Raw genomic sequence first — 22,429 nt, forward strand, 5'->3', positions numbered from 1 at the left:
GATTATAAGCTGGCTTCTCAATTCGGTACGGTCAGAATAGGCACCAAACCCATGGCTCTTCCTGCGACATTACAAGCGATAGCACCACCCAATGGAGCAAAAGCGCGATTACCTGGCCTGTTGTTAGTAAGTTTAATAACTTTTTCACTTCTCTGGCTGGCAAATATTCCGAAAATCGCCCACTGGGGACCCGGCTCACTGACATTAGCGATCCTAACTGGGATCGTGCTGGGGAATAGCGTTTATCCGCGAATTCATCCTCTGTGCGATCCCGGTGTGCAGTGGGCCAAGCAGCACTTACTCCGCTGGGGCATCATACTTTATGGTTTTCGTCTCAGCTTTCAGCAAGTTGCTGCCGTCGGCTTTACGGGTATCGCCGTCGATCTTACCGTCGTCACGCTAACATTTTTGCTCGCCTGCTGGATTGGCAAGCGTTGGCTGAAGCTCGACAATGAGACTGTGATTCTCATTGGTGCTGGCAGCAGCATCTGCGGCGCGGCGGCGATAATGGCAACAGCCCCCGTCGTCAAAGCGTCTAGCAATGCGATTGCTGTCGCGGTTTCCACCGTGGTGATATTCGGTACGACAGCCATGTTTTTGTATCCGTGGATCTATCAGCTCAACCTCGAACATCACTGGATTGAGGTCACACCGCAGATCGTCGGCCTGTATTTTGGCTCAACGATACATGAAGTTGCTCAGGTCGTTGCTGCTGGACATGCCGTCGATGGCGAGACGGAAAACATCGCCGTTATCAGCAAAATGCTACGCGTAATGATGCTGGCCCCTTTCCTTCTCATACTCGGATTCTTTCTGAAAAAAACGACGCAAAAAACTGATACGGAAGACACTGTTCCACTGATGTTCCCGTGGTTTGCCTTAGGATTCATTGCCGTCGCCGCTTTCAATTCTTTCCCGCTACTTTCTCCGACACTCGTCACCCAGTTAGTTCAACTTGATAATGTGCTACTGACGATGGCGATGGTTGCACTGGGCCTGACGACCCAATTCAGTGCTATCCGTCAGGCAGGAGCAAAACCGCTGCTGCTGGCACTTATTCTATTTATCTGGCTGGTGATCGGTGGTGCGGGAATCAACCTGCTCTTCGAGCATTTATTCAGCTAACGATAAATTATTTACCCATTAACGTCTGATTAACCCATATGGCGATGCCATAATGTCTTCGTTATCGAGGAGACCAACATGAAATACATCGGAGCGCACGTTAGCGCAGCAGGCGGTGTCGATCAGGCCGTGATTCGCGCGCATGAGATAAAGGCGACCGCTTTCGCTTTATTTACCAAGAATCAGCGTCAATGGCAGGCTGCTGCACTCAGTGCAGAGGTCATTGACCGTTTTAAAGCCGCGTGTGAACAGTACGCCTATACGTCGGCACAGATTCTGCCCCACGACAGCTATTTGATTAATCTGGGTCATCCGGACGGCGAAGCGCTGGAGAAATCACGTATCGCGTTTATTGATGAAATGTCCCGCTGCCAGCAGCTTGGGCTGAGCTTGCTGAACTTTCACCCCGGTAGCCACCTGAAACAGATCGAGGAAGCGGACTGTCTGGCACGTATTGCCGAATCCATTAACATCGCACTGGCGGAAACAACTGGCGTTACCACAGTGATTGAAAATACAGCCGGACAAGGCAGCAACCTGGGTTTTCGCTTTGAACATCTGGCGGCCATCATTGATGGCGTGGAAGATAAAAGCCGTGTTGGCGTCTGTATAGATACCTGCCACGCCTTCGCTGGCGGTTACGATCTGCGAACAGAAGCGGATTGTGAAGCAACCTTTGCTGAGTTCGATCGCATTGTTGGGTTCCGCTATCTACGCGGAATGCATTTGAATGATGCGAAAAGCGCGTTCGGCAGCCGGGTTGACCGACACCACAGCCTAGGAGAAGGCAACATCGGCAAAACCGCTTTCAGCTACATCATGAAAGACACCCGTTTTGACGGTATTCCGATGATTCTGGAAACAGTCAATCCCGACATCTGGGCCGACGAAATCGCCTGGCTCAAGTCTGAAGCCCAGTGCTGATTATACTCTAAATAATTCAAGTTTCAGGAAGGCGGCAAGAGAGGGAATCCCGATGAGCTTACTCAAGTAAGTGATTCGGGTGAATGAACGTAGCCAACGCACATGCAACTTGAAGTATGACGAGTATATACATAAAAAAAGCGCCAGTTGGTGAATACCAACTGGCGCTATCTCATCCACATCCTTGTGTTATGGCATTACGCTTTCTTCAATTTGCAGGCATGACGGTTAACTTTCCCGCTCGCCTGCATCGTGAAATTTGTAACGATAATAAGACTTACGCGGCTTTCGCCAGTTGTTCATCAGAGCGCTTCAGCAAGGCGTACAGCACACCAGCTACCGCCGTTCCCGCAATGATCGCTAACAGATAGCCGATGACCGGGGTAATCGCACCAGGAATCAACAGTACGAACAGACCACCGTGTGGTGCCATTAACTTAGCGCCCACCGCCATAGACAGTGCACCGGTCAGTGCCCCGCCAATGATACAGCAAGGCAGAACGCGCATTGGATCACGCGCGGCGTAAGGAATCGCCCCTTCGGAAATAAAGCACAGGCCCAGCACAAACGCGGCTTTGCCCCCTTCACGCTCGGTCGGGTTAAATTTCTTGCTTGCCAGCACGGTTGCCAGACCCATCGCCAACGGTGGCACCATACCCGCAGCCATGACGGCGGCCATCGGTGCGTAAATCTGGCTACTGAGCAAGGTCGTGCCGAATACGTAGGCAACTTTGTTAACTGGTCCGCCCATATCCGTACACATCATCGCGCCCAGAATCGCACCCAGAATCACCGCATTCGCCGTGCCCATGGATTGCAGCCAGCCTGTCAGGCCTGTCAGGATTTTCGCAACTGGCGTACCGACGACGTAAATCATGATAAGACCGGTGATCAACGTAGCGAACAGCGGAATGATCAGGATCGGTTTTAGCGCAGTCAAACTTTGCGGCAGAATCAGTTTATTGTTGATCGCTCTGGCAATATAACCTGCCAGGAAACCGGCAATAATCCCGCCAAGGAAGCCCGCTCCTGTACTTACCGCCAACATCCCACCAACCAGACCCGGCGTTAAACCTGGACGATCCGCAATGGAGAAAGCGATATAGCCCGCGAGAACTGGCACCATTAACGCAAAGGCAGAGCCGCCGCCGATCTTCATCAGCGCTGCGGCCAGCGTACCTTCCTGTTTAAAGGCTTCAATACCAAAGACAAACGACAGTGCGATACACAAACCACCCGCTACCACCATCGGCAGCATGTAAGACACGCCGGTCAACAGGTGACGATATGGGCCTGCTCCGCCTTTCTGACCAGACTCGCTCGCGCTTGCCGAGCTGGATTGTCCGGATGGCTGATACACTTTAGCCTCAGCCTGCGCCTTGTCTAATTCCTGCGCCGTCTTCTTCAATGCCAGCCCAGTCGAGGTGCGATACATCTTCTTACCAGCAAACTTCGCCAGATCGACTTCAATATCCGCAGCGACGATCACCAGATCGGCCTGTTCCACTTCTTCTGGAGTAATCGCATTACCCGCGCCAACGGAGCCGCGTGTTTCAACCTTAACCCACCAGCCGCGTTTTTTTGCTTCGCTTTCAATCGCTTCTGCTGCCATAAACGTGTGCGCGACGCCAGTCGGGCACGCCGTTATCGCCACAATGCGCTTGGCAACCGCGGGTTGCTGAACGGGAGCTGACGCGACAGCTTGGTACGCTGTTGCTTCAGCCTGCGCTTTCGCTAAAAAGGCTTCCGGCTGTGAAACAGCCAGTTCGATATCACCGACATAAACCTGCTTGCCATTCAGTGCGCTGTCCGCCGCGGCGGATGCACCCAGAACGATCGCCAGTTCAGCGTCGTTGGCATGTTCTGTAAACGTTACCCCTGCTTTCGCAGCGGCAGCGCCGAGTAGGTTCTTCACCAGTTGGCTTCTCGCCAGGCCCAGTGATTTATCCAAAATCAGCAGCGTTTTCATTGTTTGTCTCCTGCTGTATCAGTTAAAGGGTTTCAGGTCGACACGCGCCATCATTGCGGCCAACTGAGGACGATCGGTAATACCTACATTACTTTGGCTGACGGCCAGAGCCGAAACCGCCGTAGCCAAACGCAGAGTGTGCTCACTGGACTCACGCATTAATAAGCCATAAATCAACCCCCCAACCATGGAGTCGCCCGCCCCTACCGTACTTACCACATCACAGGCCGGTGGTTTTGCCAGCCACGCGCCAGATGCATTCACCCACAGTGCGCCTTCAGCACCCAGAGAGATCACAACGTGCGCGATACCCTGTTCACGCAGTGCGTGAGCGGCATCCACCACATCAGCCAGCGTAGGTAATTTACGCCCAGCCCATATTTCCAGCTCCCGGCGGTTTGGTTTCACCAACCAAGGAGAGGCCTTCAGTCCCGCCACCAGCGCTTCACGGCTGCTGTCGAAAATAATGCAAGGACACTGCGTGCGCAGACGAGACATCCAGTCGGTAAACGCATCAGGATCAACGCCAGCAGGCAAACTGCCGCTCACCGCGACCATGTCGAACTGCCCGAGCCAGCTCAGCGAATCATTGACGAAACGCTGCCAATCTTGCTGTGTCACTTCAAAACCGGAAAAGTTGAAATCGGTTACGTCGCCATCTTTTTCCGTTAATTTGACATTAATACGCGTACGTCCTGGCACAACCTGGAAACGGTTGGCAATGCCCAGCTCGCTGAACAATTGCTGAAAACCATCCTGATTGTCTTTACCCAGAAAGCCACCTACCGTGACATCAATCCCGAGATCTTTCAGCACCTTGGCAACGTTGATACCTTTACCTGCGGCGTGCAGACCCGCTGTCTGAACCAGATTGACTTCGCCTTTCTCAACTTCCGGGCAATAGCCAACCAGATCGTAAGCTGGATTCAGGGTGATTGTGGCTACTCTCCTGCTCATGCTGCCCCCTCGCCCAAACCGGACGTAATCGCGTCGCCAATAGCGGCAAGTGCTTGCTCCGCATCGCTACCGCTGGCGGTGAAACGCAGTTTGTGACCTTTTTTCACGCCCAGCGCGACGACTTTCATCAGGCTGCGGCCATTTGCCGGTTTGCCTGTGCCATCCAGATTGGTCACCGTAATCTCACTGGTGAACTGTTTAACCACGTTCACCAGCATGGTGCCCGGACGAGCGTGCAGACCGTGTTCGTTACGAATGGTAAATTCTGCCGTCAGCACTTCGCTTTCTTCCGGTACGTCACTGGTCAAAAGCGCCAGCAGCGTCGGAGCATCAGCTGTCAGCAGGCGTTCCGCTTTTTGCGTAATCAGCAAGTTGCTCAGGTAATCGATAGGCGCAAAAGCCTGATCGTCAGCCGCCGCGACCGTCACCAACAAGGCCACGTTTTCACCGTCAACGCTGAAAGGCGCAGCCGGACGTGCCACCGCAGCCGCGCTGCTGAGGTTACCGACGGCGCTATCGCTGAACCACACACCTTGTCCCAGATTCAGCGGTTTGTTGCTGACGGTCGTGCTGACAAAGCTGGCATCAGCCGCACCGACCTGCTGAAGACGACCGGCGTTCAGCGCCTGAAGTGTCAGCAGATTATCGGTCGCCACATCCAGCGCAATCAACGAGGTGTCAAAACGGAATTCAGCCAATTGCTGTTCGCCCATCAGCAAGCTACGCAGCTCTTCTGCTGAGGTAGTGCTTGCCAGACGAGCCGCTACGCGATCGTCGCTCAAAACGTGAGTCAGCTGACGCAGCAAAGCCAAGTGCTCGTCAGAGCGAGCGGCAATACCTAGCACCACATAAGCGGTTTGATCTTCTCCCCAGGCGATGCCCTGAGGAAACTGAAATACTTGAACACCGGTCTTCAATACCAGATCGCGGGTATCAGTTGTGCCGTGAGGGATAGCAATACCGCTTCCCAAATAGGTAGATGTTTGCTGTTCGCGCTGTAGCATGCCGTCGACATACCCTGCGTTAACGCACCCGGCATCGGTCAGTGCTGAAGCAACAAGCTGGATAGCTTCCTGCTTATTACTGGCCGCTGCGCCCAAATGAATATCTTGCTGTGACAACTGGAACATGGCTCTCCTCTCTTGCTGAATGTTGAATCGTTTCAGCTTTTGTGAGAAAAAAATGTGTCGATTATTAGGGCGTTTCAAAAAAAATCCCGCTGAAACGTTTCAAAAGTCTCATTCTATTACGTCATTTATGCAAGCTTTCTACACTGCTGACGTAACAGAATTTTGACATAACGCACATTTTAACGTGGATGACGCACTGCCCGCCAACAAAAATCATCAAATGGCTGAAGCCGTGCTGACGAAAAATAATGAAACAAGATTTCTGTTTCATTATAAACCCGAGTACTATGTCGCGCTCGACAGCCTCTGCCTATTTTCCAAGCGCTATCAATTTATGTTCACTCCTGCAAACACAACTAGACGTCCACTTGACCTGACATCGTCAGCCTTCTTGGTTATTGCCTTTCTGACTGGAACGGCCGGTGCCCTGCAACTTCCCACACTCAGCCTCTTTCTTTCCAACGAAGTACAGGCTCGTCCTTTTATGGTGGGCATGTTTTATACCGGCAGCGCGGTTATTGGTATCGTCGTCAGCCAAATGCTGGCAACGCGCTCGGACCGTCAAGGCGATCGTAAATCGCTGATATTCGTCTGCTGCCTCCTAGGCGCACTGGCCTGCATGCTGTTTGCGTGGAACCGTAACTACTTTATTCTGCTTTTTATCGGCGTCTTGCTAAGCAGCTTTGGCTCAACCGCAAACCCGCAACTTTTTGCGCTGGCACGCGAGCACGCGGATAAAACCGGTCGTGAAGCGGCCATGTTCAGCTCCATCCTCCGCGCCCAAATCTCTCTCGCTTGGGTTGTCGGCCCGCCCATCGCCTTTGCGTTGGCACTAGGATTCGGCTTCACCACAATGTATCTGACCGCCGCCGTCGTCTTTATCTTGTGCGGCATCCTGGTCAAATTCTTTCTGCCCTCCATGCCTAAAGCCGTGGAAAAAACCACCTCCACGCTGGAATCACCTCGTCGCAACCGTCGTGACACGCTCTTGCTATTCATCGCGTGTACCTTGATGTGGACCTGCAACGGGATTTACCTCATTAATATGCCGCTGTATCTGGTGCATGAGCTCCATCTGCCGGAAAAACTGGCGGGTATCATGATGGGTGTTGCCGCTGGGCTGGAAATTCCGGTGATGCTGATTGCTGGTTACGTTGCCAAACGCTTCGGTAAGCGATTCCTGATGCGACTTGCCGTTGCATCTGGCCTGCTGTTTTTCGGTGGGTTGTTGTTCTTCAACGGAGAAACCGCACTGCTAGCGTTACAGGTGCTGAACGCCATTTTCATCGGAATTCTGGCTGGAATCGGTATGCTCTATTTTCAGGATTTAATGCCTGGGCAGGCAGGCGCTGCGACGACGCTATTCACCAATACCACACGCGTTGGCTGGATCATCTCCGGTTCGCTGGCTGGGATTGTTGCTGAAATTTGGGACTACCACGCCGTTTTCTTTTTCGCATTGCTGATGATCGTCGGTTCTATCTATTGTATGTGGCGCATCAAAGACGCTTGATCACTGCAATTCAAGGCGCGGTGTCAGCTTCCAGTTTGAGCAAGTAAATCATCGCCTCATCTCGATGGCTGAAACACATATCCGCGCGCGGCTTTAGCCCCGCGCAAACCGCTGGTCGCAGAGGGGAATGGAATAACCCACAGCGCATCGCCTCATCAAGATGAATACAGGGCGTGTTTGCAGGTTTGCCGTGCGGCAGACCTGGCATAGGCGTTGAAATCGATGCCGCGATGCAGCAAGCTCCGCAGTGGGGGCGACAGTCCATCAGTAAGCTCTCCGGTGGGCTGACAAGAGATAGGGATCGCCACGATAGCAGCCCGATAGCAAAAAACCAATATCAGCCCCATTCATCTTATACTCTAAATAATTCGAGTTTCAGGACAAAGCGTATTCGTTTTGAACAACGCAAAGCGTTAGCCCTTTAGGGCGAGTATTTGAACGCAGCCAACGCACATGAAATTTGAAGTATGACGAGTATCTACTTGCCTGAATTCTCCGGCGCGAGTAACGTGTCGCCACAAAAATCACACTCCTTATAGCAGGTAATTTTTATGGCAAGAGCGAACGAGATTAAACGCGGAATGGTCGTTAACTATAACGACAAGTTATTGCTGGTAAAGGACATCGACGTCCAGAGCCCCAGCGCCCGCGGTGCCAGCACATTGTATAAAATGCGTTTTTCTGACGTCCGTACCGGTTTGAAAGTGGAAGAACGTTTTAAAGGCGATGATATTATCGACACAATCACGCTGACACGCCGTACTGTCACCTTCTCTTATATTGACGGCGACGAATACGTCTTTATGGATGATGAAGACTACGCGCCTTACCTCTTCAAAAAAGATCAAATAGAAGATGAATTGCTGTTTATCCCTGAAGGTGGCATGCCAGGCATTCAGGTATTAAGCTGGGACGGCCAAATCATCGCGCTGGAACTGCCACAGACGGTAGACCTTGAAATCATTGAGACGGCACCGGGCATTAAAGGCGCGTCAGCCAGCTCACGCAACAAACCCGCCACCATGAGCACCGGTCTGGTCATCCCAGTTCCAGAATACTTGAGCGCAGGTGAAAAAATCCGCATTCACATTCCAGAACGCCGCTACATGGGCCGCGCAGACTAACAACATACCTCTGCACCATCGGCACGATACCTGTCGCCGGATGACATATCCGGCACATCTCACTCTTCCACTCACATAGGAACCTGCCATGCTAACGAAAGTCAATTTGATTACGGGGTTTCTGGGTAGTGGAAAAACCACTACGATTCGCCACCTTCTGTCGCAAAAGCCTGAGGACGAAGTCTGGGCGGTGCTGGTCAATGAATTCGGCGAAATAGGCATTGACGGTGCCTTACTGGCGGACACCGGTGCCGTCCTGAAAGAAATTCCCGGCGGCTGCATGTGCTGCGTGAACGGCCTGCCTATGCAGGTTGGTCTGAACATGCTGCTGCAACAGAAAAAACCCCATCGATTACTCATCGAACCCACAGGGCTCGGCCACCCGAAACAAATTCTCTCATTGCTGACGAGCGACATCTATCAGCCTTGGCTGACATTGCAGGCCACACTGTGTCTGCTGGATGCGCGTCAGTTAAGCGACACACGTTACACGGAAAATGAGAATTTCCGCGATCAACTTGCCGCCGCTGACATTATTATCGCCAACAAGCGTGATACCTATGCCCCCGACGATCTCGCGGCATTACAACAATGGCAACAGGTAAGCAGCGAGGGACGACAAATTATCGAAGTCAGTCAGGGAAATGTTGACCGACAACAGCTCGATCAACCGCGACATAACGTACGCGAATTACCTGATGGAGCCCATCACCATTCACACAAACCAACAAATGGTTTGGCCGCACTGAAGCTACCAGGTGGGCAATCCTGGCGACGTTCTCTTAATCAGGGACAGGGCTACCATGCTTGCGGTTGGATATTCGAACCTGAAACCGCTTTTGACACCGCAGCCCTGCTGGACTGGGTTCGCCTTTCCCCCGTGAGCCGGGTTAAAGGGGTGATGCGTATAAAAGAAGGGACGCTCGTCGTCAACCGTCAGGGACACGATCTTCATATAGAAACGCGTTCAGCGGCACCGATTGATAGCCGTATCGAAGTCATCAATGAAACACCGGCAGAATGGAATACGTTGCAAGCCTCGTTGTTAAAGGCTCGTTTAGCTAACGTGGACTAGACTGGAGTTTTTTCGTATTTGGATGCTTTACCTTATGTCATTTGCTCGTCTTTCTTCTATTTTAGTGCTCAATGTATTGGGTATAGGTTTGTTTTTATCCTGGTACCTGCCAGAAAATCATGGTTTTTGGCTCACGCTCGACAGTAACATCTTTTTCTATTTCAACCGTCTTTTGGTCGATAGCCCCGCATTTCTACATGTCGTCGCCATTACCAATAACAGAGCTTTTGACGGCTGTGCGCTCATTGCGATGGGATTACTATATTTGTCGTTTTATTTGAAAGCCACTCCCACAGAGCGCCGCCGCTTGTTGATCATTGGCTTTATCATGCTGTTAACTGCCGTGGTGCTGAATCAGGCTGGACATTTACTGCCGGTTCAACACGCCAGCCCGACACTCTATTTTAGTGACGTCAACCGCGTTTCAGATTTAACGGGTATTCCTACCAAAGATGCTTCATCGGACAGTTTCCCCGGCGACCACGGCATGATGCTGATGATCTTCGCTGCCTTTATGCTACGCTATTTTACCCGCACCGCTTTCGCTATCGGCGTGGCCATCACAGTCATCTTCTCATTGCCTCGCATCATGATCGGCGCACATTGGTTTACCGATATTGCTGTTGGTTCGCTCTCGGTTGTTCTGGTCGGCCTGAGTTGGTGGTTATTAACACCAGCAAGCGATGCTGCTATTGCGCTGTTAAACCGACTATTACCTAAGAAATCGACAGTATAAATCCCTATGATTTCAGATTTTTTACATCGACATTTTTTAGCTGAATACATCATTAAATCTTATAAATAAATTAGTTAAAACTTCTCGCAATCCTGCTGTTGTTGCGGTAGTCTCGTTCAGGTTTGCTTTTTAGCGCATACTGAACTAGCAGCAGAAAGAGAAATAATGTGCATTCTGGCACACTTTCGCTGATCAGTATTTGGCTAGGAAGAAACTCTGATTTAGTCTGACTCTCGTTTTCGTTTGGCATTTATTATGCCCCAGTGAAATGGGGACACTACATAGCGATATTTATCGTTAAGGACAGCAAGGGAACATAACAATAATGGTCAAGTCTCAACCGATTCTGAGATATATCTGGCGGGCAGTGCCTGCCGTAGCGGTAGCAATGATGCTCTCCGCATGTGGAAGTAATAGTGCATATAACCATAAAGCTCAAACTGATATGCATGCAGTTAATGATAAAGATGGTCTTTTACTGCAAGCCTCTCAGGATGAATTTGAAGCACTGGTTCGTAACGTGGACATCAAGTCCAAGTTGCTTAACCAATATGCCAGTTGGAAAGGTGTTCGTTACCGTTTAGGCGGTGATAGTCGCCGTGGCATTGACTGCTCAGCTTTCGTTCAGCGCACCTTCCGCGAACAATTTGGCATGGATTTACCGCGTTCAACCTATGAACAGCAAGAAATGGGTCAACAAATTCAGCGCAACAAACTGCGCGTTGGCGATCTCGTTCTGTTCCGTGCAGGTTCAACCGGGCGCCACGTTGGCATTTACCTCGGCAACGATCAGTTCGTCCACGCATCAACCAGCAGTGGCGTCATTATCTCCAAAATGACAGAAGACTACTGGAACAAGCGCTATCAAGAAGGACGCCGCGTTCTGAGTAAAGGAAAAACCAGCTAAACAATATCTGTCCCTTGCTGTGATACTGTTTAGTTAGCCGACGAAACGAGATGACACTAACGCCGCTTATAACCTAAGCGGCGTTTTTTTATGACGACATCCTTGTCCGTCACGCTACGGGCCGTTGCTGCGCAACGTTGAAAAACGTTCCCTATGTTTTTATGCCTGCTCTTCCCTCGAATACCACTACGCTTCTCCCCTTCTGCGGCATATTGCGCAAAATATGACTGACTCAACAACCTGAAACATTAACAGGCCGTGATTAAGGTAGGTTTATCACCTAATTTCATGATAAAAAGAAAACACACGACTTCCCGATGGGAATGTTAATTATTTCAAGAACTTTATGCCGAAGAAATCGGTATCGCCGACGTTACGGTATGGCATGTCCACACCCGTCGCCTATCAGATAACGTCCGCTCGCAGGAGATTGCCGTCAGATGTTAAAACGCGTTATCGCTGCCGTATTGCTTTGCACGACCCACTTTGGGCTGCATGCCGAAACGATTGAAAACAGCACCCGCTTCGCACTGTTGGGAGAACCCAAATATGCCGAGAATTTCAGCCATTTTGACTATGTCAATCCTGACGCCCCCAAGGGCGGCAGCATCACCCTCAGCGCACTGGGTACCTTTGACAATTTCAACCGTTTCGCGCTGCGCGGCACAGCGGCGGCACGTACTGAACGTCTCTACGATTCGCTTTTCACTTCCTCTGATGACGAACCCGGCAGTTATTATCCGCTCGTCGCGCTGACGACACGCCATTCTGCGGATTTCCGCTGGATTGAAATAGAGATGAACCCCAAAGCCCGCTTTCATGATGGCACCCCGATCACGGCGGCCGACGTGGCGTTCACTTACAATATGTTTATGACGCAGGGCGTGCCGCAGTTTCGCATCTATTTTAAAGATGTTACCGCCAAGGCCGTTGCACCGCTGACCGTGCGCTTCGATTTTCCCGTGTCCGACAAAAACCGCATGTTCAGCCTGCTGACCTTGCCCATCATGCCGGAAAAATTCTGGAAGAATCATAAGTTCAGCGAGCCGTTATCCTATCCACCTCCGGCTAGTGGCCCTTATCGCATCACCGCCTATCGAACGGGGCAATATGTTACCTATTCTCGCGTGAACGATTATTGGGGTGCCGATCTACCGGTCAATAAAGGCCAGTACAATTTCGATAAAATCCGCTACGACTATTATCTGGACGACAGCGTCGCACTCGAGGCCTTTAAAGCGGGCGCCTTCGATCTGCGTGAAGAAGGATCGCCAAAAAATTGGGCAACCCAATATCAGGGGGGCAACTTTGGGCGTGGTTACATCATTAAGCAGGATCAGGTCAATCAATCCGCCCAGGATACGCGTTGGCTAGCGTTCAATATCCAGCGGCCGCTGTTTCAGGATCGTCGCGTTCGTCAGGCGTTATCCTTGGCATTTGACTTCAACTGGATGAACAAGGCGCTGTATTACAACGCTTATCAACGTACCGACAGCTATTTCCAGAATACTGAGTATGCCGCTAAAGGTGAACCCAGCACAGAGGAACTGGCCTGGCTGACGCCACTGAAGGACAAAGTCCCTCCCGAAGTCTTTGGCACGGCCTACAAACCGCCCTCCTCCGACGGCAGCGGGTATGACCGACAAAACTGGCTTAAGGCGATCAAACTGCTGGAAGAGGCTGGCTGGGAATTGAAAGATCAGAAGCTGGTTAATCGCAAAACCGGGCAACCATTTACGTTTGAATTGCTATTGCCAAGCGCCGGTAATTCGCAGTATGTCTTACCTTTCCAGCAGAGCTTGAAAAAACTGGGCATTACCATGAACGTGCGTAACATCGACAGCACGCAGTTCAACAACCGCCTACGTAAGCGGGATTTCGATATGCTGGCAACGGTATACAGCGCGTCGCTCTACCCCAGTGCTGACCTGCAAATTCGCTGGAGTTCTCAGTATATCGACTCGACCTACAACAGGCCGGGAGTCAGCGATCCCGCTATCGACTCGCTCATTGAAGACATCGTCAAGCATCAAGGGCAAAAAGTCCCCCTGCTGTCATTAGGCCGCGCGCTGGACAGAGTATTGACCTGGAATCAGCTCATGATTCCGATGTGGTATTCCAACCATGACCGTTTCGCCTATTGGAACAAGTTTGCCATGCCAGCGGTACGCCCAGCCTATTCACTTGGTTTTGATGGCTGGTGGTTCGATACCAAACAGGCGGCCACGCTGCCCGCAGAGCGACGTTAAGGAATCAAAATGGGAACGTATCTGTTACGCCGCCTCTTGCTGGTCATTCCAACCCTGTGGGCGATTATTACGATTAACTTCTTCATTGTACAAATTGCTCCCGGCGGCCCAGTCGATCAAGCTATCGCAGCGATCGAAATGGGACACGGCAGCGGCTATACCGCCAATAGCGGAATGGATGCAGGAATGGCGCGCACGGGCACCAGCGGCGCGCCCAATATCGAGAACGCTTACCGAGGCTCACGCGGGCTTGACCCTGAAGTCATCGAGGAAATCACTAAACGCTATGGCTTCGATAAACCGATCCATGAGCGCTATTTTAAACTGCTGTGGGATTACGTACGTTTTGACTTCGGCGACAGCCTGTTCCGTGGTTCTTCGGTGATGCAGCTCATTAAAGAGAGCATGCCGGTTTCGATTACGCTGGGGCTGTGGAGTACGCTGATTGTCTACCTGATTTCCATTCCGCTTGGCATCAAGAAGGCCGTGAAGAACGGCACGCCGTTCGACACCTGGAGCAGCACGCTAATCATTATCGGCTATGCTATTCCCGCATTTTTGTTTGCGATTATTTTGATTGTGCTATTCGCGGGCGGCAGTTATCTGGACTGGTTCCCGCTTCGAGGTCTGGTCTCCAGCAATTTTGACACCCTGCCGTGGTACAGCAAAATTACCGACTATTTGTGGCATATCGCGCTGCCCGTTATCGCTTCCGTGATTGGCGGTTTTGCTACCCTCACCATGCTCACCAAGAACTCCTTTATGGATGAGATTCGCAAGCAATACGTCGTGACCGCGCGCGCCAAAGGGCTGGATGAAAAAAGCATTCTCTACCGCCACGTGTTCCGTAATGCCATGCTGCTGGTGATTGCAGGCTTCCCTGCCACCTTTATCAGCATGTTCTTCACCGGCTCGCTGCTGATTGAGGTGATGTTCTCCCTCAACGGGTTGGGTCTGTTAGGCTATGACGCAACGCTGCAACGTGATTATCCCGTCATGTTCGGCACGCTGTATATCTTCACGCTGATCGGTTTATTGCTGAATATCGTCAGCGACATAACCTATACGCTGGTGGACCCGCGTATCGATTTTGAGGGACGCCAATGAGCCGCTTAAGCCCGATTAATCAGGCGCGCTGGGCGCGTTTTAAAAGTAATCGTCGCGGTTACTGGTCGCTGTGGATTTTCATGGTGTTGTTTATCCTCAGCCTGTTTTCCGAACTGATCGCCAATGACAAACCGTTGCTGGTGAAATATGACGGTCAGCTCTATACGCCGGTATTGATTGATCATAGTGAAAGAACGTTCGGTGGACAGTTAGATACCGCCGCTGACTTCCGTGATCCTTACATAGCCGAACGTATCAGCAGCAACGGTTGGGCTATTTGGCCACTGATTCGCTACAGCTACGACACGATAAACTATGCCACCACAGCATCCTTTCCGTCGGCACCCTCCTGGCAGAACTGGCTGGGCACGGACAGCCAGGGGAAGGACGTAGTCTCACAGGTACTTTATGGCTTCCGTATCTCACTGCTGTTCGGTCTGGCGCTCACCATTCTGTCCAGCGTGATTGGCATTATCGTAGGGGCGACACAGGGCTATTACGGCGGACGTCTCGACCTATGGGGCCAGCGCTTCATCGAAGTCTGGTCCGGCATGCCGACGCTGTTTCTCATTATCCTCCTGTCCAGCGTGATTCAGCCGGACTTCTGGTGGCTATTAGGCATTACCGTACTTTTCGGCTGGATGAGTCTGGTTGGCGTGGTTCGGGCAGAGTTTTTGCGTACGCGAAACTTTGACTATATTCGCGCCGCGCAGGCAATGGGCGTCAGCGATCGCGCCATTATGTTCCGCTGCATGCTGCCAAATGCGATGGTCGCGACGCTGACCTATCTGCCCTTTATTTTCTGCGGCTCGATTACCACTCTGACATCGCTGGATTTTCTCGGCTTTGGTCTGCCGATGGGCTCGCCATCATTAGGCACTTTATTGCTGGAAGGGAAAAATAACCTTCAGGCACCGTGGCTGGGTATTACCGTATTTATGGTGCTTTCCATCGTGCTTTCCTTACTCATTTTTATCGGCGAAGCGGTGCGCGACGCCTTTGACCCCAGCAAGGCGCATTAATATGTCCAGTTCACCTTTATTGCAGATAGATAATCTCAGCATTGCCTTCCGCAAAGGCGATCAGGAGCAGCGTGTTGTCGACCAGCTTTCACTGGCGGTGAACGCTGGTGAGACGCTGGCGCTGGTCGGTGAGTCAGGTTCGGGGAAAAGCGTCACCGCACTGTCGGTTTTACGCTTGCTCCCTTCCCCGCCCGTGGTTTATCCCGAAGGCGATATTCGCTTTGCAGGACAATCACTGCTGCATGCCGATGAAAAAACGCTGCGTCAGATACGCGGCAACCAAATTGCGATGATCTTTCAGGAACCGATGGTGTCGCTCAATCCCCTGCAAAGCATTGAGAAACAGCTGATTGAAGTACTTTCGCTGCATCGGGGTATGCGTACCGAGGCTGCTCGTAGCGAAGTCATATCCTGTCTGGATCGCGTGGGTATTCGGCAGGCTAAAAGCCGATTGAATGATTTCCCGCATCAGCTTTCAGGTGGAGAACGCCAGCGCGTCATGATTGCCATGGCGTTACTGACCCAGCCCGACTTACTGATTGCCGATGAGCCTACAACGGCGCTGGACGTTACCGTTCAGGCGCAAATCCTGAAATTGCTGAACGAGCTGAAGCAGGAATTGGGGATGAGCTTACTGTTCATCACCCACGACCTGAATATCGTCCGTCAGTTAGCTGATAACGTATCGGTGATGAAGGCGGGTAAGGCCGTGGAACACAATAGCTGTCGGCAACTTTTCAGCGCACCCCAGCATCCTTACACGCGCCAATTGCTGGACGCAGAGCCGTCAGGCGAGCCGCTTCCGGTAGAGGATGACGGTGAACCACTCCTACGGGTAGAACAGCTGCACGTTTCATTTCCTATCAAACGCGGTCTTTTGCGCCGTACCGTTGACGAAAAACACGTCGTTAATAATATTAGCTTCACCTTACGCCGCGGTGAAAGTCTGGGTCTGGTGGGGGAATCCGGTTCAGGGAAAAGCACAACTGGGTTAGCGCTGCTGCGCCTGATCCAATCGCGCGGCGATATCTGGTTTGACGGCCAGCCTTTGCAAGGTCTAACCCGTAAGCAAATGCTGCCCTTCCGTCACCGAATTCAGGTTGTCTTTCAGGATCCGAACTCCGCGTTGAACCCACGGCTGAATGTGGAACAAATTATTGCTGAAGGACTGACCGTCCATCACAAATTGAGCAAAGAGGCGCGTGAGCAACGCGTGGTGGCGGTGATGCAGGAAGTCGGGCTGGATCCTACCACCCGCTACCGCTATCCATCCGAATTTTCCGGTGGTCAGCGCCAGCGTATCGCCATCGCTCGGGCACTGATACTGCAACCAGAACTGCTGATCCTCGATGAACCAACGTCGTCGCTGGACAGAACCGTTCAGGCACAAATCCTGACGCTGCTGAAGTCATTACAAGAAAAGCACAAAATCGCCTACCTGTTTATCAGCCATGATTTGCAGGTTATCCGCTCGCTATGCCATCAGGTTATTGTGTTACGACAGGGTGAAGTGGTCGAACAAGGAGAGTGTAAACAGGTATTCACACATCCTGCCGAGCATTACACGCGGGAGTTGCTGCAGTTTTCAACCGGAATGACGGGAACGCAATCGGCATAAACGAGGAAGTACCGCAGCGCCAGTTTGCTGACGCTGCGGTTTAAAAAGGGTACTGCGCCGATACGGATTCGGCGATAGCGACACCGACATTCTTCAGACGGCACATTGCCGTACTTTCATCATTGCGATGCAAAAACAGACACGGTTCGCCTTCCCATTCCAGAACGGCGCAATCAACCTGTATTTCAGACAGGGATTGATTCAGCTGGCGCATGATTTCCCATGCGATATCGCCATCATGGCTCAATAGCTTGAGACCAATCAGGTTATTGTCTTCTTCTCTGCCGCTCAGCGGAATCGGTTCAACATTGATACCTGTAAAACCCGATAACCAGCGATAACTTTGCGGCAAACGATGAACTACCGAAAGTTGAAAACTGTCCACTACTCTTTCCCTCAGGTAATAATTCACAAAATAGTAACATATTTATCATAGTAGCGTGTTCACACCATTTCCCGCCACTTTTCGCGAACAAAAAAACAACAAACACACCTTTTTCACATCGTGATAGTGGCTAAAGAGCCTGATTGCAAGCGCTATTAATGCCAAATTGATCACGAATCGCTCTTCTTTTCCGGTTATATGTAACCTTTTCCATTCAACATCTCAACCATTTTTAGCCCACCCGTTCACTTTTGGGTCAAATATTTTACATTAGCAAAACAAAAAGGAATGACAGGCTATCTATCGTTATCAAATGGAAAATGCGGAAAGAGAAGAACAGATTCAGATGCAGGCACACTTACCTGCATCTGAAAGAAGGGAAAAATCAGGACGCGGGGGAGCGATGCGCGTACAGATACAGCAGAAATGCACCAACCGAACAGAGCGCCATCGATAGCACCATCGGCCAGGCGCTGTTGAATGAAACCAGTGAGAGGACAACACCCACAATCGCACCAAGACCAAAGCGTAGCGTGCCAGCCAACGATGATGCTGTCCCTGCCATGTGAGGGAAATCATCGAGAATAACCGCCATCGCATTCGACGCGACCATCGCAATACAACCGACAAACAGCGCTACACCGAACACCAGCGGTAGGAAGCCGAGATCGAACAGGCAGACAATCACCAGCCATATTCCCATCACAAACTGAATGACCAGCCCTGTGCGGAACATCGCCATAGCACCCAGTCGCCGTACATTACGGCTATTAAACAACGTCACCACAAACAGAAAAACGACGTTCAGGGCAAAGTAATAGCCAAAATTCTGAGGCGAAACGCCATACAGATTGATGTACACAAACGGCCCGGCACTCAGGAAGGAAAACATGCCGCAGAACGAAAGTCCGCTCGCCACCATATAGCTAAATACGCGCTTATGGCGGAAAAGTATGGCGAAATTTCCGATGGTAGTACGTAGATGAAATTTCTGTCGCTTCGCTGGCGGTAAGGTTTCTTTGATAAAAAAGAAAATCAGCGCTGATGCCAAAAAAGCCGCGGCAGAGATCGTCCAGAAAATGGAATGCCAGCTAAACCACAGCAAGAGCCAACCACCGGCAATCGGTGCAATTAAGGGAGCAACCGTCATTACCAACACGACAAATGACATCATGCGAGAAAAATCATCCCGCGAGAACATATCACGCATCAGAGCATTAATAACGACCGCAGCAGCAGCGGCAGAAACACCGTGCAGAAAACGCATATAGATCAGTTGCTCTACCGTTTGCGCCAGCGCACAGGCCACGCCTGCGAACGCAAAAACCAGCGTGCCGCCGAGAATAACAGGTTTGCGCCCCAGACTATCCGCCATCGGACCGTAGAACATCTGACCGATAGCAAAACCCAGTACATAGGTGCTGAGCGTCATTTGGACATGCCCGTCCCCTACGCCAAACTCGTTGGCAATGGTCGGTAACGCAGGTAAATACATATCGATAGCTAACGGCATTAGCATCGAAATCAGGCCAAGAATAAAAATCAGCCCGAGATGAGAAGAACGGCGTAATTGCACTAACTAACTCCAGATTAGAAATAAGGTCGTTCTGAACGGTATTATTTTACGCTGGCGACCTCTTCAGCATTTAACTCCCGGAATTCCCCCGGTTCCAGCTCGCTATCCAGACAGATGTCACCGATACGCTCGCGGTGTAGCTCCACAACGCGATTTCCCACCGCAGCAAACATCCTTTTCACCTGATGATAGCGACCTTCGCTAATCGTCAGCCGCACGATATGATCCGTTATCTTCTCAAGCGTAGCGGGTTTAGTAAGATTCTTCTCGTTATGCAGTTGTACACCCGCCGTAAATTGCGCTGCGGTGTCCTCGGCCAGCGGCAGTTCCAACGTCACCAGATAGGTTTTTTCACACTCATGTTTAGGTGAAGTAATACGGTGCGACCATTTCCCATCGTCAGTTAACAGTACCAATCCCGTGGTATCGATATCCAAACGCCCGGCCGCATGCAGCTTGTACGCCACTGGCACATCCATAAAATAAAGAATGGTCGGATGATCGGGATCGTCCGTTGAACAGACGTAGCCCTGAGGCTTATTCAACATGAAATAACGTGGGCCGTTTTGCTGTTTCAACGGGTTACCATCAAATTCAACGTTATGCTCGGGCGATAGCTTGAACGCACCGCTTTTTACCACTTCACCATCTACGGTAACACGCTGTGCGTGGAGCTCGCGCGCCACCAGTGAACGACTAATTTCCAACTGCTGGGATAAAAATTTGTCCAATCGCATTAAAACTGACTACCTATTTAAAAGAACTGCCGGTCTCAAATCGTGAGGCCCTAAATTGTGAGGAGGATAGTATAACGGGGCTTTGTCCGCCCGTCCTGCAATTCACTGCCTGTGAGTTGCTCTTTTTAGCCGACCGTCAACTTGAACGCCCCTTGCTTATCCCTCGCACTGGGTATTATCAACAGGCATAATAAGGGCAATTTTTTACATTTTAAGGACAACCCTATGTCATCTATTCACGGCCATGAAGTTTTGCAAATGATGATCGCGTCCGGTGAGTCATTTACCACCGAACAGCTGATTACCACTATAGAAACCCGCTTCGGCAGCGCAGCACGTTTTCATACCTGCTCCGCCGAAAACATGACGGCGTCAATGCTGGTGCAATTTCTGTCTGAACGCGGGAAATTTATTCCACACGATGCCGGTTTCACCACCAGCGCCAGTAAAATCTGCCAGCACTAGCAATGTCATTCACACTACGGCCTTACCAGCGTGAGGCTGTTTCTGCCACACTCGACTATTTCCGGCAACATACCCAACCTGCCGTCATCGTCTTGCCTACCGGTGCAGGGAAAAGTCTGGTGATCGCCGAACTAGCGCGGCTTGCTCGTGGGCGTGTTCTGGTGCTCGCGCATGTCAAGGAACTGGTCGCGCAAAACCACGCCAAATACTGCGCTTGGGATTTGGACGCGGATATCTTCGCCGCAGGACTGCAACAGCGCGAAAGTCAGGGAAAAGTGGTTTTTGGCAGCGTACAGTCCGTCGCACGCAATCTCGACCAATTTGATAACGCCTTCTCCCTGCTGATCATTGATGAATGTCACCGTATTAGCGACGACGATAACAGCCAATATCAACAAATCATCCAGCATCTGCAAAAGACGAATCCACAGTTGCGGCTGCTCGGCCTGACTGCGACGCCCTATCGCCTTGGCAAAGGCTGGATATATCAGTATCACTATCACGGCATGATGCGCGGCGACGAGCGTTGTTTGTTCCGCGACTGCATCTATGAACTACCGCTGCGCTATATGATCAAACATGGCTTTCTGGTGCCGCCGGATCGGCTGGATATGCCGGTGGTGCAATATGATTTCAGTAAACTTGTCGCCCGCAGCAACGGATTATTCAGCGAGGCTGACCTAAATCTCGAACTTAAACGCCAACAGCGCATTACGCCGCACATCATCAGCCAGGTTGTCGATTATGCGCAAACGCGACGCGGCGTGATGATTTTTGCGTCCACCGTCGAGCATGCCAAAGAAATTGCGGCGTTGTTACCCGCAGGTCAGGCTGCGCTGGTCAGCGCCGATACGCCACCAGCCGAGCGTGATGCGTTGATTGATGCCTTTAAGCAGCAGTCATTGCGATACCTGGTAAACGTAGCGGTCTTAACAACCGGTTTCGACGCCCCGCATGCCGACCTTATTGCCATCCTGCGTCCAACGGAGTCTGTGAGTCTCTATCAGCAAATAGTTGGACGCGGTTTACGTTTATATCCCGGAAAAACAGACTGTCTGATACTGGATTACGCGGGTAATCCACACGACCTCTACACACCAGAAGTCGGCAACAGTAAACCCCATGCTGGTAGCCAGCCCGTGCAGGTTTTCTGCCCAGAGTGCGGCTTTGCCAATCTGTTCTGGGGAAAAACCACCCCGGACGGCGATATCATCGAACACTATGGCCGCCGCTGTCAGGGCTGGGAAATGACAGAAAGCGGCCAACGCCAACAGTGTGATTTCCGCTTTCGGTTTAAAGTCTGCCCACACTGTGGGGCAGAAAATGACATTGCCGCGCGGCGCTGCCACCAGTGTGACGAGGTATTAGTCGACCCCGACGACATGTTGAAAGCCGCGCTGAAACTGAAAGATTCGCTGGTTTTACGCTGTAGCGGCATGAGCTTCGAACAAGGGCAGGATGCAAAAGGTGAGTGGCTAAAAATCACCTACCACGATGAAGACGGTGCCGAAGTGAGTGAACGTTTTCGCCTGCATTCCACCGCACAACGCCACGTTTTCCTGCAACAATTTTTACGTGTTCACCAGCGCGCACCGGGAACGCCGTTTAACTGGCAGAATGCCGCCGACGTCATCGCACAGCAGATATTATTACGCGCACCCGACTTTGTCGTCGCCCGTAAAAACGGGAAATTCTGGCAAATACGCGAAAAGATCTTTGATTATCAGGGACGCTTTCGCCGCGCCAATGAGCTCCGCGGCTAAGTAATGTTGGGATTCATTTGCCCACGAAGCCATATTCCGCTAGAATT

At 51.4% G+C, this 22,429-nt stretch carries 20 protein-coding genes; 13 read left to right on the forward strand and 7 right to left on the reverse strand.

The genetic code is table 11. The features are described from left to right. Positions 1 to 51: 51 nt before the first annotated feature. A complete protein-coding gene (locus tag DUT67_RS12815; RefSeq protein WP_113631852.1) occupies positions 52 to 1,125 on the forward strand; it encodes a YeiH family protein in 1,074 nt (357 codons plus the stop codon). A 78-nt stretch (positions 1,126 to 1,203) separates the two neighbouring features. Continuing rightward, positions 1,204 to 2,049 (forward strand): deoxyribonuclease IV, encoded by an 846-nt coding sequence (nfo, locus tag DUT67_RS12820; RefSeq protein ID WP_113631851.1) that lies wholly within the window; start codon positions 1,204 to 1,206, stop codon positions 2,047 to 2,049. Positions 2,050 to 2,326: 277 nt separating this feature from the next. Here the strand turns inward: nfo and fruA are convergent, their stop codons facing one another. The 3 genes from fruA to fruB are packed head-to-tail and all read right to left on the reverse strand — an operon-like array spanning position 2,327 to position 6,105. Next, positions 2,327 to 4,018: a PTS fructose transporter subunit IIBC gene (gene fruA, locus DUT67_RS12825; protein WP_113631850.1), complete on the reverse strand. Its 1,692-nt coding sequence runs from the start codon at positions 4,016 to 4,018 to the stop codon at positions 2,327 to 2,329. An 18-nt stretch (positions 4,019 to 4,036) separates the two neighbouring features. Continuing rightward, complete coding sequence (gene fruK, locus DUT67_RS12830) at positions 4,037 to 4,975, reverse strand: 1-phosphofructokinase (protein WP_005967280.1); 939 nt, start codon at positions 4,973 to 4,975, stop codon at positions 4,037 to 4,039. After that, positions 4,972 to 6,105, reverse strand: a complete 1,134-nt coding sequence (gene fruB, locus DUT67_RS12835; RefSeq protein ID WP_113625747.1) for a fused PTS fructose transporter subunit IIA/HPr protein — start codon at positions 6,103 to 6,105, stop codon at positions 4,972 to 4,974. The genes fruK and fruB overlap by 4 nt, the downstream gene beginning before the upstream one ends. Positions 6,106 to 6,439: 334 nt before the next feature. On the opposite strand from fruB, the gene setB reads away from it, so the two are divergent. Next, the gene (setB, locus tag DUT67_RS12840) at positions 6,440 to 7,618 is read left to right on the forward strand and encodes a sugar efflux transporter SetB (RefSeq protein ID WP_113625916.1); all 1,179 of its coding nucleotides are present in this window, start codon (positions 6,440 to 6,442) and stop codon (positions 7,616 to 7,618) included. A gap of 10 nt (positions 7,619 to 7,628) precedes the next feature. On the opposite strand, the gene DUT67_RS12845 is transcribed toward setB, so the two are convergent. Beyond that, the gene (locus tag DUT67_RS12845) at positions 7,629 to 7,883 is read right to left on the reverse strand and encodes a hypothetical protein (RefSeq protein WP_005967276.1); all 255 of its coding nucleotides are present in this window, start codon (positions 7,881 to 7,883) and stop codon (positions 7,629 to 7,631) included. Positions 7,884 to 8,169: 286 nt separating this feature from the next. Between DUT67_RS12845 and yeiP the strand changes: the two genes are divergently transcribed. The 8 genes from yeiP (at position 8,170) to yejF (ending at position 17,456) form a co-directional block, all read left to right on the forward strand. Then, positions 8,170 to 8,742 (forward strand): elongation factor P-like protein YeiP, encoded by a 573-nt coding sequence (yeiP, locus tag DUT67_RS12850; protein ID WP_039291233.1) that lies wholly within the window; start codon positions 8,170 to 8,172, stop codon positions 8,740 to 8,742. A gap of 88 nt (positions 8,743 to 8,830) precedes the next feature. After that, positions 8,831 to 9,817 (forward strand): GTP-binding protein, encoded by a 987-nt coding sequence (locus tag DUT67_RS12855; RefSeq protein ID WP_113631849.1) that lies wholly within the window; start codon positions 8,831 to 8,833, stop codon positions 9,815 to 9,817. Positions 9,818 to 9,851: 34 nt separating this feature from the next. After that, on the forward strand, positions 9,852 to 10,553 hold the full coding sequence (locus DUT67_RS12860) for a phosphatase PAP2 family protein (RefSeq protein WP_113631848.1): 702 nt from the start codon (positions 9,852 to 9,854) through the stop codon (positions 10,551 to 10,553). 325 nt (positions 10,554 to 10,878) lie between these two features. Next, on the forward strand, positions 10,879 to 11,460 hold the full coding sequence (gene mepS, locus DUT67_RS12865; protein WP_005967268.1) for a bifunctional murein DD-endopeptidase/murein LD-carboxypeptidase: 582 nt from the start codon (positions 10,879 to 10,881) through the stop codon (positions 11,458 to 11,460). Positions 11,461 to 11,900: 440 nt separating this feature from the next. Continuing rightward, on the forward strand, positions 11,901 to 13,709 hold the full coding sequence (locus DUT67_RS12870) for an extracellular solute-binding protein (RefSeq protein WP_113631847.1): 1,809 nt from the start codon (positions 11,901 to 11,903) through the stop codon (positions 13,707 to 13,709). A gap of 9 nt (positions 13,710 to 13,718) precedes the next feature. Continuing rightward, positions 13,719 to 14,816 (forward strand): microcin C ABC transporter permease YejB, encoded by a 1,098-nt coding sequence (locus DUT67_RS12875; RefSeq protein ID WP_048260715.1) that lies wholly within the window; start codon positions 13,719 to 13,721, stop codon positions 14,814 to 14,816. Continuing rightward, a complete protein-coding gene (locus DUT67_RS12880; RefSeq protein ID WP_113631846.1) occupies positions 14,813 to 15,838 on the forward strand; it encodes an ABC transporter permease in 1,026 nt (341 codons plus the stop codon). Before DUT67_RS12875 ends, DUT67_RS12880 begins: the two co-directional genes overlap by 4 nt. Before the next feature lies 1 nt (position 15,839). Next, positions 15,840 to 17,456, forward strand: coding sequence for a microcin C ABC transporter ATP-binding protein YejF (yejF, locus tag DUT67_RS12885; RefSeq protein WP_113631845.1), 1,617 nt, complete (start codon positions 15,840 to 15,842; stop codon positions 17,454 to 17,456). 40 nt (positions 17,457 to 17,496) lie between these two features. Here yejF and DUT67_RS12890 read toward each other — a convergent pair whose 3' ends face one another. The 3 genes from DUT67_RS12890 to rsuA all read right to left on the reverse strand — a co-directional run bounded on the left by DUT67_RS12890 (position 17,497) and on the right by rsuA (position 20,154). Next, entirely contained in the window at positions 17,497 to 17,841 is a 345-nt protein-coding gene (locus tag DUT67_RS12890) for a YejG family protein (RefSeq protein ID WP_048260722.1), read from the reverse strand. A 385-nt stretch (positions 17,842 to 18,226) separates the two neighbouring features. Then, a complete protein-coding gene (locus tag DUT67_RS12895; protein WP_113625740.1) occupies positions 18,227 to 19,417 on the reverse strand; it encodes a Bcr/CflA family multidrug efflux MFS transporter in 1,191 nt (396 codons plus the stop codon). Between the two features lie 41 nt (positions 19,418 to 19,458). Then, positions 19,459 to 20,154 (reverse strand): 16S rRNA pseudouridine(516) synthase RsuA, encoded by a 696-nt coding sequence (rsuA, locus tag DUT67_RS12900; protein ID WP_113631844.1) that lies wholly within the window; start codon positions 20,152 to 20,154, stop codon positions 19,459 to 19,461. Between the two features lie 225 nt (positions 20,155 to 20,379). On the opposite strand from rsuA, the gene DUT67_RS12905 reads away from it, so the two are divergent. Together DUT67_RS12905 and DUT67_RS12910 are read left to right on the forward strand one after the other, a co-directional pair. After that, the gene (locus tag DUT67_RS12905) at positions 20,380 to 20,619 is read left to right on the forward strand and encodes a YecH family metal-binding protein (protein WP_113625738.1); all 240 of its coding nucleotides are present in this window, start codon (positions 20,380 to 20,382) and stop codon (positions 20,617 to 20,619) included. A 2-nt stretch (positions 20,620 to 20,621) separates the two neighbouring features. Next, positions 20,622 to 22,382, forward strand: a complete 1,761-nt coding sequence (locus tag DUT67_RS12910; protein WP_113631843.1) for a DEAD/DEAH box helicase — start codon at positions 20,622 to 20,624, stop codon at positions 22,380 to 22,382. The last annotated feature ends 47 nt before the right edge of the window (positions 22,383 to 22,429 follow it).

This window comes from Pectobacterium peruviense, from assembly GCF_003312355.2.
In the GTDB taxonomy this organism is placed as follows: Bacteria; Pseudomonadota; Gammaproteobacteria; order Enterobacterales; family Enterobacteriaceae; genus Pectobacterium; species Pectobacterium peruviense.